Source organism: Photorhabdus noenieputensis (genome assembly GCF_018448935.1).
GTDB lineage: Bacteria > Pseudomonadota > Gammaproteobacteria > Enterobacterales > Enterobacteriaceae > Photorhabdus > Photorhabdus noenieputensis.
This window is the reverse complement of sequence record NZ_RCWC01000013.1, coordinates 76855-92484: the sequence shown is the minus strand read 5'-3', so window position 1 is coordinate 92484 and position 15630 is coordinate 76855. Positions and strand designations below refer to the sequence as shown.

General features: G+C 43.1%; 10 protein-coding genes. 7 read left to right on the top strand and 3 right to left on the bottom strand.

Annotation, left to right across the window (positions count from 1 at the left end):
- Positions 1-156: 156 nt before the first annotated feature.
- The 7 genes from EAE91_RS11160 to EAE91_RS11130 all read left to right on the top strand — a co-directional run bounded on the left by EAE91_RS11160 (position 157) and on the right by EAE91_RS11130 (position 7391).
- Entirely contained in the window at positions 157-1068 is a 912-nt protein-coding gene (locus EAE91_RS11160) for a LysR family transcriptional regulator (RefSeq protein WP_214088562.1), read from the top strand.
- A 968-nt stretch (positions 1069-2036) separates the two neighbouring features.
- Entirely contained in the window at positions 2037-3926 is a 1890-nt protein-coding gene (locus EAE91_RS11155; protein WP_214088561.1) for a lipase family protein, read from the top strand.
- Positions 3923-4651: a hypothetical protein gene (locus tag EAE91_RS11150; RefSeq protein ID WP_036780727.1), complete on the top strand. Its 729-nt coding sequence runs from the start codon at positions 3923-3925 to the stop codon at positions 4649-4651. The genes EAE91_RS11155 and EAE91_RS11150 overlap by 4 nt, the downstream gene beginning before the upstream one ends.
- A 34-nt stretch (positions 4652-4685) precedes the next feature.
- Positions 4686-5426, top strand: coding sequence for a hypothetical protein (locus tag EAE91_RS11145; protein WP_214088560.1), 741 nt, complete (start codon positions 4686-4688; stop codon positions 5424-5426).
- A 101-nt stretch (positions 5427-5527) separates the two neighbouring features.
- Positions 5528-5671, top strand: coding sequence for a hypothetical protein (locus tag EAE91_RS11140; RefSeq protein WP_214088559.1), 144 nt, complete (start codon positions 5528-5530; stop codon positions 5669-5671).
- A 75-nt stretch (positions 5672-5746) separates the two neighbouring features.
- On the top strand, positions 5747-6535 hold the full coding sequence (locus tag EAE91_RS11135) for a DUF4123 domain-containing protein (protein ID WP_214088558.1): 789 nt from the start codon (positions 5747-5749) through the stop codon (positions 6533-6535).
- A gap of 436 nt (positions 6536-6971) precedes the next feature.
- Positions 6972-7391, top strand: coding sequence for a LysR family transcriptional regulator (locus EAE91_RS11130; RefSeq protein WP_244868787.1), 420 nt, complete (start codon positions 6972-6974; stop codon positions 7389-7391).
- Positions 7392-7679: 288 nt separating this feature from the next.
- Here EAE91_RS11130 and EAE91_RS11125 read toward each other — a convergent pair whose 3' ends face one another.
- The 3 genes from EAE91_RS11125 to EAE91_RS11115 all read right to left on the bottom strand — a co-directional run bounded on the left by EAE91_RS11125 (position 7680) and on the right by EAE91_RS11115 (position 15599).
- A complete protein-coding gene (locus EAE91_RS11125) occupies positions 7680-10592 on the bottom strand; it encodes an RHS repeat protein (protein ID WP_214088557.1) in 2913 nt (970 codons plus the stop codon).
- A 188-nt stretch (positions 10593-10780) separates the two neighbouring features.
- Positions 10781-11101, bottom strand: a complete 321-nt coding sequence (locus tag EAE91_RS11120) for a phage holin family protein (protein ID WP_214088556.1) — start codon at positions 11099-11101, stop codon at positions 10781-10783.
- Positions 11102-11153: 52 nt separating this feature from the next.
- Positions 11154-15599 (bottom strand): SpvB/TcaC N-terminal domain-containing protein, encoded by a 4446-nt coding sequence (locus EAE91_RS11115; protein ID WP_214088555.1) that lies wholly within the window; start codon positions 15597-15599, stop codon positions 11154-11156.
- Positions 15600-15630: the final 31 nt, after the last annotated feature.

The window sequence follows — 15630 nt, the reverse complement described above, 5'->3', positions numbered from 1 at the left end:
CATTATACAAGTATTAAATAAATATTAATAATGATGGTGGTGAAATCCAATATCAATTAATGCATGCCCTAATGTAAAAGAATGCAAAGTAGAAACACGGTTGTCATGTTCTATGGTTAATATTCTATTTCTGGAATGAAAACAAGAGGGTATGTGATGATATTTTGTTCAAAGCAACTAAAGTATTTTATGGAGTCAGCTAAGAAAGAGTCATTCACGTTAGCAGCGGATACGCTTTGTATTACCCCCTCTCCACTTAGCAGGCTCGTATATCAACTGGAGCAGCGTGTGGGATGCCAATTATTTGAGCGATTACCGGGAAAAACCAAGCTCACAGAAGAGGGCAAGGCGTTATATCAGGAACTGTTGCCGTGTTATGAAAGGATTCAGAAAGTTGAGGATAACTGGAATTGTCGTAGAAATTATAAATTATCAAACAGAGACAAACTGGTTATTGGCACAAGTGGAGAATATGTTAATAAGATATCTACGGTCGTAAAAAGAGCGGTGCAACGTTATCATTACCGCGATGTTTGTATAATCAATAATTTCCTCATTGATGATTTAATAAGGCAAGATGCGGTATTTTCTGCCTTAATGAAAGGGGATATAACGGTTTATGTGACGACGGAATGTTACCCAGATAATGATGATATTATCAGGATAGATGGTGCTTATCAAAAGCTGTCTCTTGCTGTATCCAACGATATTTTAGAACCAGAAAGTCATGTTGATAAGATAATATATAGTTTTCCTTTGGTTCAGCATAATAGTGCCTTTTTAAAACAATGCGATAATTTTATGCCATTGAATTATCCGCCTGAATACCAGAATCTGGCATTATTGACGGTCCCTGACTTTACTAATAGATTGGATCTGGTAAAAACGGGTGTCGCGATAAGTTTAATGACTCCCAATGAAATGCGCTATTCTACCCATATTGATAAAGATATAGCGTTTCTGAATTTTGAATCACGTCCAGCACCATCGGTAAGGTATTGTGCTTATGCTCTGAGAAATAAATATAAAGAGCCATTAAATTCATTAATTTCTGATTTGATATTTTAGGATGAGTGATAAATTAGTAACTTATATTCCATATGAGTTGATTAAATTTAATTGTGTGATATTGATGCTAAAATTAAAATAATAATATTACTCTTGATGTGAAAATAATAACCGGCCATGAGATAAATATCTTCTCGTGGCTAGTTATTATATCCAGTTAAACATAAAATAAATTTATTAAATGGCGATAGTCACAATACCCTTAAAACATAAGATGCTATGTGTTCTGCATTCGATACAGCGAAGTCAGGAGATGATAATGAAAACATGCCGCGTCTACCACGGTTCTGTCACCCGTTAGGTGTTTTATACCTAACGGGCTGTGATGTGACACAGATGAAGTCAACCTTTTAAATAGATGATGTCATTGGTCGTTTGAATAAGTGGTAATAAAGGTATTTCTCATTAAAAATTAATATGTTGAATTGGTTATTGAGTGGGAAATCAGTAAAGGCCAGGCTTTTTCATATACCGTAGATTGCTTTTTTGGGAATGGGGTATTTTTGTCATTGAATCCGTTATTATATTTACAATAACTTAATCTTTTATTGAATTTGTAACACTTTGTTACAAAATCTACTTTTTGTAAATTAAAAAAATGAAAATTTTTCTTGCTATTTGGTGATGGTTTAATAATCATAACTTGCGTTCCGTCATATGGACAATATGAAGGACCTTCCAACTCCTGTTCCCTTATTCAAAGGGATTAATCGATGGGGATACATTTCGTCTTCCTGTCGTTCAACTTGCTATTACTCACGGTATAAGCGGTGTTTCTTATCTGTGGTAATAGGATTTTTACTATCTTGTTTCTGTAGTGACGCGATCAATCACGGTTATTCCTGACAGGATATTGATGCTGATGAAAGTGATTGATAGCCGGGCGGGGAAATCTTGTGAGATTTTCAACGCATAACGTGCGGTCTGCGTGCTTACATTTGTAACGTTAAAAGAAGGAAGTAAAACTAATGGGTATATCAGATCCACGCTTGTGTCTTGATTGTAAACGGTTTTTGAAAAACTGGGTGGAATTTCAGCTGGTGGATGAACAGGGAAAACCGCTGGTCAACATGCCTTATCGCCTGATAAGTCGCGGAACCCCAGGTTATGTACGCCAAGGGACAACCGACGGTTTCGGTGTGCTCAGAGAAGAGGATCTGTTGCCTCATCCGGTAACTTTGTATATCGGCGCCCAACCACTGGCCGACGAAATGGAGCAGCGTCCGTTACGGGAAAAACGGGGAGAAGAATTTTCAGTGGTGAAACCAAAAGTAGAAGCCGAAGGCTATCAATATCGTTATGTGACTATCGGGCAGATTAGTGATGGGTTGCCAGCGCTGGATGATTGGAATGATCCCAAAAAAATTCCACCTCCCTATCATTTCCCGGACCCGGAACCACAAGGCTATGAGGTCTATCCGATGAATCGACGGTATGTTCTGGAAGTATGCCCATTTCGGGCCTGGGTTCTGCTGCTGCATCATCAAAAAGAGTATTCCATTGTGAATGCTTATAACCAGTGTTTGATGAGCGTGCTGGCCTATGCCGATGAGGATGTCAACGTAGCAGGCTCGGTTAAACATTTTTTTAACCGGCAGATGGTAGATGTTTCAAAATTGCCCTATAAAGTGGAGGAATTGTCGGCAACGCCTGTAGTTTACGATGTACCGTTTAGTGAACGTTATACTCAAGTGGAATTTATTAATTCTAAAACAGGGGACAATAAACAGGGTAATACCCAATTGTTTTATGCGGTCAGTAAAAATGATGTGATTGTCAGTTGGCGGGGTACCGCCAGTACAGAAGATGTTCTGACAGATGCTACATACCAACCTTTAGAGTTAAGTTGCGATGAAAAAACATTGTGCAGCGGGTTTATTCACAGCGGCAAAGTACATAAAGGGTTCTGGGAAGCATTTAACTTGGTCAGCAAATTAAGAGTTCCCAGTGATACAGATCAAAAAGTATTCGCCAATATTACTAAGTTGGTTAAAAATAAAAGATTATTTGTCTGTGGTCACAGTTTAGGAGGCGCACTGGCAATACTGCACTGTGCACAACTAAAAGAACATAATCCATGTTTTTACAGCTATGGAATGCCACGAGTATTAACTGCCAGTGCAGTACGGGAACTGGCGGATATCACCCATTACCGCCATGTGAATGAAGATGACCCAATCCCTTCCTTACCACCAGAAAAAAATCTGGATAACTGGCTATATGATTGTTGGGGGCCACTCGGCTATTTATTCAGCCCTATTGAGTTACTGGATGTTACTAAAAGCGGTGAAATTTTCCTGCATCACGGAAAAATAGTGCACTTTTGTAAAATCAATCTGGTTATTGAATGGCTGGAAGAGCGTAACCCAAGCAACCATATACGACTTAGAACCACTTTACCCACCAAAACAAAATTGTATTTAATTCCGTCATTAAACTGTGAAACGGAACACAATCTAAAGGCTGCGGGGGAGATTCAAAAAGGATTTTTTAAACAGATAAGCGATGCAGATAAAGCTAAATGGTTTCCGTTGAATGAGAATCCAACTGAAAAAGATGCCTTGGGTTTTCCTGATCACAGTTCATTAAAATACGCCCGTTACATTGGCGCACGACTGGCAGAGCTAATTGCACCGGATAAATACTATTTTTTCCGAGATCAAGAACAGTTATTTGAAAAAACGCTGAATGAGAGGAACGATATTGTTGCTGATATTCGGCAACGCGATGCATTATTTTTACAAATGGACCATCACTTAAAGCAAGCATTAATTCGCACTCAACAGGATAAACAAGGACCGTTAGCCTTAACACGCTATATAGATAACGCTGTAGGAATTGAGGAGCAGTTACCATGATCAATATCAAGCAATACTTATCTGTCTTATCCGTGATTTTAATATCAGGCTGTGCTGATCCTAATGAGCCGCTCTCTCCTCCCAAAGAGAATCAGTGGATCATCATAGAAGGTGTGGTGCCGAAATACACACAGCCGCATGTATCCGCAGAGTATATTTCAAAAGATTGCCTTGAATATCAGTTACATGCTGACATGTCACCTTATAAAGTACCAACCTATAATGGGCTTCGCCTGAAAGTGAAAGCTGATCCGCAAACCGGTTATTTTCAAACAAAGCTACCTTTTAACGGTGGTGGCCGGTGCAAATGGAAAATTAACCGGGCCTTTGTGTCCATAACCTATACCAATGTCCACCATCTAGCGAAAGATGCAGTACCCTATGGGGGAACCGGTTTAATCGCATTTATTAATGATGCAGTCCAGACGAATATTAGCGAAATCGCCGCATCGAATACAATTGACTTTAGTCCGGTTATTTACCCTGTTTTAGAAATAGTTGAAGGATTTCCGAAAAGCGTATCCTTACAGGGTGAAGTTAAAATGTATCCCTTCAGATTAAAATTAACACCGGGCGCTAAATGGAAAATCACCTATAAACCCAAGCTGGATGAAACCAAAATGCCGAAAATCACGGTGACTAATGGGAGAGGAGAATGGGTTGAATATCCCAATGGAAGAATCGACCTCCGCCGACAAACGATAGATTACTGGAAGATAAAATAATATCTACTTCTGTAGGAATTGAGGAAAACTTACCATGATAAATATTAAACAATACTTATCGATCTTATCAGTGATTTTAATATCAGGCTGTGCTGACCCTAATGAGCCGCTTTCTCCTCCTAAAGAGAATCAGTGGATCACAGTAGAAGGGGTAGCACCGAAATATACTGAACCTCACGTATCCGCAGAGTATATCTCAAAAGATTGCCTTGAATATCAGCTACATGCTGACATGTCACCTTATAAGGCGCCAACCTATAATGGGCTTCGCTTGAAAGTGAAGGCCGATCCACAAACTGGTTACTTTCAGGCAAAACTACCTTTTAATGGCGGAGGCCGATGTAAATGGAAAATTAACCGTGCCTTTGTGACTGTAGGTTATACTGATATTCGCCATTTAGTGAAAGATGCTGTTCAAGAGGAAGGAGCTGAGGGAACAGGTTTAACTGTATTCATTAATGATGCAGCCCAGACATATCTCAGCGAAACTAACGCATTGAATAATATAGATTACAGACCGGTTGTTTATCCTATTCTAAAAATAGTTTATGGGCGTCCAAACAGAGTATTTCTACAGGGTGAAGTAGGAATGCGTCCCTTTAGATTAAGGTTAACTCCAGGTGCTGAATGGAAAATTACCTATAAACCTAAGTTAGATGAAACCAAAATGCCTAAAATTATTATTCCACCAGGCAAAGAACCTTCAAGAGTTGAATATCCTGATGGCAGAATTGATTTAGACAGAGATTCTATTGATTACTGGAAAATAAAGTAGTGTTATCAGAGTTTCCAGTAAAAATCACTGACTGTGAGCCAGTAGGAAGAACAAGGAACATTGGCCTTACAACATTACTGTGATAAGAAGGAATTATCAGTATGAAAATATTGAAGATAACGCTGTCCTTATTATTGCTCTATTCTATTTACTGGGCGTTTGGTGACACCTTTTTTGACAGGCTTTTTCCTTTTCCACCTGACGAGAAGAAACAGTTGATCACGGTGGAAGGCGTCACGCCTTAAGTATCCTGCCAGACCGCTTTGTGCTGTGCAGGCTCAATTGGAAGCTAACTTGATTATCGATAACCAGGAGGATGTATGAACACTTCTATGAACTGGAAACAATGGCTGACTACGCCTAATAAGCCACCTGTTTTCTTTATGCTCAATTCACTGGCGGAACCTAACCCGGTGTCGCTCTTTTATCGTAATGACTGGGTAGAGCAGGCTTTTCCGCTATACAGCAATACACCAATGGATCACATGCTAGCGCAAAGTCCCTGGCTGATTCAGCCTAAGTCAGGTTGTCTGTCAGTAATCGGTCATCTGCTTGATAGCCAAACTCTGAGCGATAACAGTTGGGGATGGGCTTATCGCAGTGAGGATTTATGGGCGCGGCAGCTTAATCATTGGCGTTCACGCCAGCAGGTGATATTACAGGAGAAACAGGTGCTCTTACGCAGTATGGATGCGCGTATCCTCGGTCAGTTATTACCGGCAATGATAGTCAGCGATTGGTCGGCATTTTTGACACCGGTAAGTGAACTCATGATCGATATGTCCGAGCCGCAGATTTATTATCGGCCTGAAAATTGTGGTCACGGTGGCAGTGAACAACCCTTTGTTTTGGGCGACCATTTAATTGAGGCTTGGTTACATTCTGATTATGCTTTTCAAGGTCAGGTATTCGCACTTATTAGCGATTTATGGGAAAACCACGGTGAATTGGCTGATAAGCTGGATAAGCTGGATAAGCCAGCAGGGAAATTACAGGAACGGATTATTGATTGGCTGAAATCGCGTTTAGAAAGTGGATGTAATATTAGTCACCTGACCAGTGCAGATTATTTACAGACGCTCGATGAACAATATACGGGCATTAATTAGCGAGTAATAGTCAATATTTTACGAATTTATAAACCTATCATTATGGCGATTTTAAACAAGAAGAAATGTGGTTAGTTTCTTCTTGTGAAATATTAATAAGTTGTGGTTGGTGTAAATTATTTGATGTTATATTTTGGTTTGTTTAATGGAAATATTTTTGTAATAAATTGAAATATAAAATATGAATGATGATAAGATATATTTATATTCAATGAAATGATCTGGGTTTTCATTAAAATCATTATTCCAATATGGTGGTAAATTATATTTATTTTATAATGATTGTGAATGTGTTTAATAAATATTAATAATTTGGATGGTGAAATCCAATATCAATTAATGCATGCCCTAATGTAAAAGAATGCAAAGTAGAAACACGGTTGTCATGTTCTATGGTTAATATTCTATTTCTGGAATGAAAACAAGAGGGTATGTGATGACATTTTGTTCAAAGCAACTAAAGTATTTTATGGAGTCAGCTAAGAAAGAGTCATTCACGTTAGCAGCGGATACGCTTTGTATTACCCCCTCTCCACTTAGCAGGCTCGTATATCAACTGGAGCAGCGTGTGGGATGCCAATTATTTGAGCGATTACCGGGAAAAACCAAGCTCACAGAAGAGGGCAAGGCGTTATATCAGGAACTGTTGCCGTGTTACGAAAGAATCCAGCAAGTTGAGGATAACTGGAATTGTCGTAGAAGTTATAAATTATCAAACAGAGACAAACTGGTTATTGGCACAAGTGGAGAATATGTTAATAAGATATCTACGGTCGTAAAAAGAGCGGTGCAATGTTATCATTGCCGCGATATTTGTATAATCAACAATTTTCTAATTGATGATTTAATAAGATAATATGCGATAATTTTAATGATTCCCAATGAAATACGCTATTCTGCTCATATTGATGAAGATATAGCATTTCTGAATTTTGAATTACGTCCAGCACCATCGGTAAGGTATTGTGCTTATACTCTGAGAAATAAATATCAAGAACCATTAAATTCATTAATTTCTGATTTGATATTTTAAATATTATCATGATTATGTGATATTTAATATTAAAATAATTTATTAATATTCAATAAAATAACAAGAATAAGCAAGCCATGAAATAAATATTCTCTCATGGCTTGCTTCTAATTATTTCTGGATAAAGTTTATTTTACTGTTGTATCCTTTTCTGTAGGCGTGGCGGATTTCAGAGAAAGTTATTGCTTCGGCATATTCATTCGGACCTTCTTTCCTTCTTTTTCCTGTTTTCCAGGGTTGGTCTGATTTTAACTGCTCGATAGTCAATTTTTCCCCGTTATATCCAGCCATCACAAATCTGAAATCGGGTGATTCTAGTTGTTTTATAAACCAATCCATACCTAATTTACTTGTTTGTCTAAAGAATGCCGTTGCAATAGTATTTTTTAGCCATGATTGGTCTGCTGCGGATAAGGTGCTTTCAAGTTCTCCTGCACTTCCTGCGGAAGAAAATTTCGTTAATATATCTCTCTGCCTTTGAATAGTGAAATCGCTACCATCACTATTTTTTAAAATAAATGCATCTAATTTCTGGAATCGTTTTTGGCCGGATAATCCACTGAAAAGTCGTTTTGACGGTAGAAGGCTTTTTATCTTACTTTGAATATCCAATTTCCCTTTATTATTTATCATATGCAGGCCCCATGCTTTAGTATAAGCTTCTTGTTGTTCATAGGCTTCCTGTTTAATTTCAGCAGTGGCTGATTTTTCCTCTGTACCTATTGCATCGAGATATTTAAGTGAGTTGGTTGCTATATTTTCCTTATTTAATCTAGGCGGATTGTCTTCTTTAAGATCTTGAGAAATTCTAAAATAATCAGACAGACTTAATTCACCCATGATACCAAGCCCGGCATTATATTCATCGATGGTAACCGGATTTTTCTTAGCCGCTAATGCCTTGCCTATTTCTGAACCGCGGTGATGACTGAAACCATATATGACAGTGTATTCAACATCTTTAATTTCAGCGGCTCTACCATCAGTATCATGATATTTAATTGGATTATTCCTCACCATCCGATATAAATTCAGTCCGTCGATTGTTCCCGCCGGATCGGCGCTTAACCAGCGTCCTATCCACGGTTGGTAATATCGATAGCCGTAGTAATATAGCCCGGTGGCATCTCGCTCTTTACCTGAATAACGGATGGTTTTATAACTGGCTTCTGTTTTGCTCCTGGCTGCCCATAATGCTGTGCCGCCATAAGGATAGTACTCTTCTTCACTGATAATTTGTCCTTCGCTATCTAATTCAAGTTGACTAGAGCCGATGAGATTATCGTAGCTATAACGTAGCTGATTATTGTCGATATCTTCCGGTTTACCGCTCTCCCAATGTAATACGCGTACCTGTGCCCGGCCCGCTTCTCCTACGGTGATAACTTGCAAATCTTCGGTTGTGGTCGTGCTGTTTTGTGTTAAACGGAGTTCCAGGCTCGGCAAATAAGTTATTCGCTGTATTTGAGCGTTGTTGCTGGTCCGTTGTTCATTGACTTTTAATATTCTTCTCCCGTCACCACTATAACGATACCATTCCCGATCATCATTGGCGCTCTTGTCCCGTTTCACCAATGTTACTTGTTGTAGTTCACCGCGTGGATTCCAGTTCAGGTTTTGCCCTAGTATCAAGGTGTTCTGATGCCCGCCTGCATCAAACAAAGCATCTACTTGTGTCGGATCTTCGGTCAGTGTGCTGAGTACTGCGCGATTGCTCTGGTTAGAAACGGTGATATTGGTGGTGTAGTTGTTTTGCGTCGCCGGTGAACTGTGCTGGATTTTAGTCAGATTGCCGCCACGGTCATAAGTATAGGTACGGGTATAGTTAGTGTAGGTGTTGTTGTCAGAAGGTAGAGCCGGGGAAGGAAATTGGTGACTTTGTTGACCTATATTCGCCATCTCGCGCCCGGTGGCGCTGATAAGCTGATACAGGGAATCGTAAGTGTAGGCGTTTTCCGGCACCACTTTCTGGTTGTGCCAAAAGCGGGTGGCTTCTGCATCGTTACGGATACTGATGACATTGCCCACCGGGTCATATTCATAACGCAGGTCTTGCAACACTTTGGAGTCTAACGAATTGGCGTCTAACGGACGGCGGGTTTTGATACCGATAAGCCGTTGGGTTTCCGGTTCATAACTGTATTCGGTGATAACACCATTGCCGTGTTCTTCGCGTAATTTTTGTCCGGCGGCGGAATAGGTCAGGGATTTGATAATCACTTGTTCCGTCTGGCCTTTTAATGTTAACCAGCTTCCGTTTAGCTGCCCGGCCACATCATAGGCTAGCCTCTGAATGTGCCCTTTCGCATCGGTCTGAGTGAGTGAAGCGCCGGTGGCATCGAAGGTACTCAGGGTTGTGTAGATGTCAGCAGCTAGCATGTTTTGCCAGTCGGTTTCGTTATCACCTGTCCAGTTAGCTTCTTGAGTGTCGAGCAATAGTTGGCTGGATTGAGATAAAACAGTACCGGTCAGTGACAAACTCTCTAACCGGGTAACTCCCGCCGTGTCATAGTGACGCACGCACTGGCCGGCAAGGTTATGGTCTTTCTCTGCTTCGGTATTGCCAGCCCAAATCAGGCGTTCGGTGATACGGGATGTTTTTTCCTCGGGTGTTTGTTCGGTAACAGATAACAGACGGCCGGGCAGGGAAGAAGTTTCATATTGCCGGGTTTGTATGACACCTGTTGCAGTCACTGTCAGCAGCGGACGGCCTTCAATATCATTCAGGGTGACAGTGCGACCTGCATCAATGCTCTCTGTACGTAGGGTATTGCCGGTCAGATCATACTGCCAAAGAAAATTGGGTTTGATCGTACTATTGGTTTTCTTGGCCTCATATAGGCGCGGATCGATGCTTTGACTTAGGTGTCCGTGAGCATTGTATTGATGGCGGGTAATACGGGTATCGGTATCACCGTTTGCAGTGGTACGGTGAAAATCGATATTACGGATCGTCAGACCGCGGTTGTCTTGGACATTGACGACGGGAGTCTTTTGATAAAGTTTGGGATCAATGTTTTTCATGAGTTACCTCGTTGTTGGGTTGTTGTGTGTAATCCTTTCTCAATCGCGGTTTTTATCCGCATGTTAGTTTTTCCATATATTAGTTTTTCCACATATTAGTATTCCTACTTGGTTTTCCTACGATAGTGTAGTAGATAATTTCCCAGTTTAACGGGAGACAGATGGTTTGTTGTGGCAGTGAGCATGCCTTATTGCTTCCTTCCATGATCATGATGATACGTAATGAAGCGACGCCACAGCCAGTTCAATCCGGTACTTCCTGTTGTGCCGAATAGACCTGCAATTGCAAAAGTCATATAGATGCTGCCGCCACTTTCAAAACTCAGCAATCCTCCCAGTACACCGGTAAAGCAGGAGATGATGAGTTGACAGAATACGTTGATCCAACTCCATTTATATTGTTTGTTTTGCATATCAATGAGGTACCTTACGAGTCCGCCCCAGGCCGCAATAAAACCAATGATCAACCAGATAATAAGTTGAGTATCTGACGGTATTATGAGCAACACCTTTCACCTCTATCTATGTTTCCCGCCTGTCGGCCAGGCGGGATTGATCACGTTACAGATTTATCTCATTTACCTCGGAGGCTGTGTTATTTTCATCTTCATTGACAGTAAACCAGGGAGTAAATAAGGTTCGACGGAACCAACCTTTGGCGGTGATAACTTTGATTTCTCGGCCAATAGGATCGTAAGCATGGGTGTCTGCATAAGCTTCTTTTTCCCGTTGGGCACTGTCATTGCTGACGTATCGCCAGTCATTGAGGAAATAGGGCTGATAGGTACGTATCGGCTGCCCCTTATTGTCATATTCCGTTCGTCCAGTCACTGTCCAACGATTCTTAGTATGCTGGACATTTATAATCAGAGAACCGTCCTCATTGCGTTGCCAGGCCATGCCTGCTTCATGTCGGGCAGCAGCTTGCAGCAAGCGGCCAAAGCCATCACTGAATACCACCTGTTGACGGATCTGTTGCTCAGGATCGTGATCATAACGATCCGTAGTCAATGTAAGGCTATGAGGCGGTAAACGGGGTCCGTTGTTTAACAGGCTAATGAGTTGAGGGGTTGCCTTTTGACGTTGTGCCCAGCGGCGATAAGCCAGTGTGCAGAGGCGTCCATCTTCGGTGATGATTCGGGCGTTATATAACTTTTGCCGGTCTTGCTCTGCCAGTCTATTGAGGGTTTTCTGACTTAATACTGGCATCCAGCTTTCTGGTACGTAAACCTGACACTGTGCTACGGGGAGTGGCCCTTTTCGCATGATGGCATCGTCCACATTGGATGGTGGAGAAAACGATGTTTTTTCCGGCGAGGAGTAGCCGGTCATCTTGCCATTTTCAGTTCCCCAAAAGCGCAGTGTGATGGGTCGGCCCAGTGCGTCCAGCGTGATAAGGTGCTGATTGTCATTAATATCCGTGAGTTGTACCGGGATCAGAAAACGCCAGTCATATTTGGCTGAGGTTGTCAGTCCAGCCGCATCCCGGGTTTGTGTGACAACGCAATGGGTTGCATCCCAGGTGAGTGTGATTTTTCCCGTGAGTTGGGTGTTGCTCTGTTTTTGTGGACGCCAGAACTGTTTGGCTGTGCCGTAATCAGTATAGCCGTGGCGGGCCACCCAGACTTTATCTTCTCCAGTTCGTGGGAATAGATAATTTGTTTGTTGGTATCCGGCTTGCTCCAGCGTCGTTGACAATTTAGCAGACGGGATACTCCCATCAAACGCTGATAGTGTGGATTGACTAAATACCGTTGTTTCGGTAAAGGCAATCAGCGCTTGCCGCGTTGGTGTTTGCAATGGCGTTGCATTTTTCCCATTGGTATAAACGGTTTTTTTCTGGCCGAGGTATTCACTCGGCTTACTATCCGCAATCAGGCTATCTTTAACACTCAGGATTTCCAGATTTAAGCCACCAGCAGGCATATTTTCAGCGTCATAAGTGAAGATATCACTGCGGGTATTATCCGGTAATCCCAACACTCGAACGGTATTGTCGGTCAGATGATGCCAACTGGATTGTTGATAGGTGAGCCGCAATTGGCGTTGCTGATCATCATAGCTGTTGGCTAACAACTTATCAGGCAATGTATCAGGATACGGATTGATTGCTGGTTGCTGTCGGCGTGGATACTGTACCGAAACCTGTTTTAGCGGTTGACCAAATAGATCACTGGATAGCGTAATATCTTGGCTGCATTGTGGGTCGCTAGCGATACGTTCGTAGTGGTAGTTGCGGCTTTCAATTATAGATGACCAAAGCACCGGGTATCGGTTATCGGTATGCTGTAATTGACGTACCTGTGGACGGAATTCAGTGACCGTGTAGGGAATTTTTTCCTGTGTACTGCCATCTTCCCCGTACAGTTCACTGCGTAGCAGTTGACCTTTCAGTGCCCGGTTTAGCCAGTACTGACTATTATCATCTTCCGGTGTGAGCGGAACATCTTGACCATTTTGCCAGGTCGTAAAGCGTGGTGAAAAACCGGCAAAAGCCTGATGATCACCACGCCAATACTCTGTCGAGAATGTGTTATCTATTACCGGCAGTCCGGTGGCATACCAGTTTTTGGTCAGTGAGGGTGGTGTGCGTTCTGGCGCGTTGCCTTGAGCCAGTTGATGGCTGTCTGTCTGCTCTACATAACCAAATCCGCGAAATTCCCGTTCACGCCCATCCCAGGCACCACGAGCATAGCGTAGTGTTGTGACTAGTTTGTTGCCGCTGATTTCATCCGCTGTTTCCGTTTGCCATAGGGTGTGTACCGGGAAGGGGAGATGACAAACCGGTGTTTGTCCGGCAGCCAGCGCCGCGGCTTTTTCATCCAGCCAGAACTGGGTGGAACTACGGTAACGCAAGGTGTGGTTGGCCCCCATGTTGTTGTTCATTTCACTGAGTAACCACGGTTTTGCGCTGGTTAGATCACAACGCCAATGATGGGGAGCCATATGTGGCACGCTTAGTATCAGGCTGGCGACGCCTAACCCTTGTACATCAGCCACTTGTAACTGACAGGTATGATCAAAACGCAAGCCTTCTGGCAGGCGCAATGTCACTGGTGGGGCAAAACCATTGCCGCTTTTATTCAGGAAGATATCCAGACGGTTGGTGTGAACATAAATCAGATCCGTTGGACCACTGCCATCCAGATCGGCCAGATAAACTTGAGCCGGGTTAAATTCGGTTTCTGGCTGGTTGAATCCTGATAGGGTAATGGGTTGACCAAAATGTCCGCGCCCCAGATTAGGCCAGCAGGTGACTTTAGTCGCGCTCACTTCAACCAAATGCGCCTGACCGGAACCTAATACATCACTAAACGCCACTAACTTATGCGGATCAGCACCCGGCACTGGCAGTGTGACATCACCGGATTGCACCACATCTTTTCCTTTAGCAAAGCCGTCGCGGGTATTGGCATATAAACGCACACTCTTAGGGCCGATCAGCACTAAATCAGAAAGTCCGGCTCCCATTAAATCCGCGAGTTGCGCGCGTGGATGAGTATATTCCACCGGCAGAGCGTTGAGTGGGGTAAAACGTGTCCAACTGCCATCTGGACGTTGACTATGATATCCCCGTAATCCCGGTCCGGTGATAAGCCAGTCAAGTTGGCCATCTCCGTTGATATCGATCAGCGAGGCGTTACTTTGCAAGGAAGGGATAACCGACAAAGGTTGCATTTTTTCCCAAGTGACGGCATCTGAGCCAATTTCGCCCAGACGCTGTGCGGAGCGGTACCACCAAGCGCCTTTATCCTGATATAGCAGACCGGGTAATCCTTCGCCTTTTAGATCGACTAGCTGCCAGCGCTGAATGGCATTGAAGTTTGCCAGCACATCCATTGGTTGCCAGTCAGCGTAATGTTGCGGTGAAAAATCCTGATACGCCAATTCTAATGGCGGCAGGGTGACGGCAGTACCGTCTTGTTCGTGTCCTACTCGGCGAACGAATACCAGTGTGCTGGCGATTGCGCTGTCGTCATAATTGAGTATCAGGCGTGAAACCAGCGTCGGTCCGTTGTGTTCTGTTATCTTATTATCCAGTGCTTGCAGGTGGTGATACATCAATACCTGACGGCATAAGCGGCGAGTACGAATCTCAAAGCCATACTCATAGCGGGAAAAACGGTCTTGGCGACAAATCCAGCTACCCGTAGCCGAAAATGCAGGTGGCGTTTTCAGGTTGTTATTGCGTTCGCCGTAATCAAATACCAGATAGAATAACCAATCTGCTTGTGATGGGGCGCTGCCATCCAGGCCGGGTAACGTTTCGCTGGCTGTACGGTTGCCGTAATAGACGATATGTAAATAACGTTGCGCTGTAGCTTGTGGATGGTGCGTAATTTCATCAGTTTCGCAACCGGTATCATCTTCGGCACGATATTGATAATAAATTTGTTCACCATGTGGTGATACAGAGGCTTCCAGCAGCCATTGTGCTGTTTGTGTCGTTTGTGTCGTTTGTGTTGTTTGGGACGGGGCACTGATCCGTGCTTGCGGTGATTTACCTAGTAAATGTACTTGCCCATCTGGGCTATATATCAACCAAAAATCTGTGTTGCCGGTTGTCTTGGGTTGCCAATATTCCAATCGGCTGAAATGACTTTCCAGACGGGAGCGGTATCCGGTAACGGTGAAGGTGGCGTTTAAACTGATACCCTGTAGTGTGGATTCGTCGCGGGGTTGATCTGCTACCACTAGCACTTCGCCTTCTGGCCCCAAAAAGGTATCGGTTTCGTCATAATGGGGGACGCCAAAATGGGTGCGACGGCGGATAGTCATAACGCTGCAATCCCAACCCAGACCAAATGGACTGTTACCGGCACCGCTGTTGTAGTTTAAGGCGAGTGACGGGGCATAACCGCGCCCGGCAGAGATAGGCAATGGTAGAGATAGCGCGGCCATACCATCCGGTCCGGTGGGGGTTAACGCTTCCCCCATTCCCGTGATAGCGCCCCCCCCTTTGGGCAATGACAGTTCCGTAATACTAAAATCTTGTGAATTTTGCATGAAAGACTCCTTGCAGGCCCCGTTTAGGGGC

Excerpts from the sequence above, each read along its gene's own strand:
- EAE91_RS11160 (WP_214088562.1), top strand. The coding sequence starts at position 157 with ATGATATTTTGTTCAAAGCAACTAAAGTATTTTATGGAGTCAGCTAAG.
- EAE91_RS11155 (WP_214088561.1), top strand. The coding sequence starts at position 2,037 with ATGGGTATATCAGATCCACGCTTGTGTCTTGATTGTAAACGGTTTTTG.
- EAE91_RS11150 (WP_036780727.1), top strand. The coding sequence starts at position 3,923 with ATGATCAATATCAAGCAATACTTATCTGTCTTATCCGTGATTTTAATA.
- EAE91_RS11145 (WP_214088560.1), top strand. The coding sequence starts at position 4,686 with ATGATAAATATTAAACAATACTTATCGATCTTATCAGTGATTTTAATA.
- EAE91_RS11140 (WP_214088559.1), top strand. The coding sequence starts at position 5,528 with ATGAAAATATTGAAGATAACGCTGTCCTTATTATTGCTCTATTCTATT.
- EAE91_RS11135 (WP_214088558.1), top strand. The coding sequence starts at position 5,747 with ATGAACACTTCTATGAACTGGAAACAATGGCTGACTACGCCTAATAAG.
- EAE91_RS11130 (WP_244868787.1), top strand. The coding sequence starts at position 6,972 with ATGACATTTTGTTCAAAGCAACTAAAGTATTTTATGGAGTCAGCTAAG.
- EAE91_RS11125 (WP_214088557.1), bottom strand. The coding sequence starts at position 10,592 with ATGAAAAACATTGATCCCAAACTTTATCAAAAGACTCCCGTCGTCAAT.
- EAE91_RS11115 (WP_214088555.1), bottom strand. The coding sequence starts at position 15,599 with ATGCAAAATTCACAAGATTTTAGTATTACGGAACTGTCATTGCCCAAA.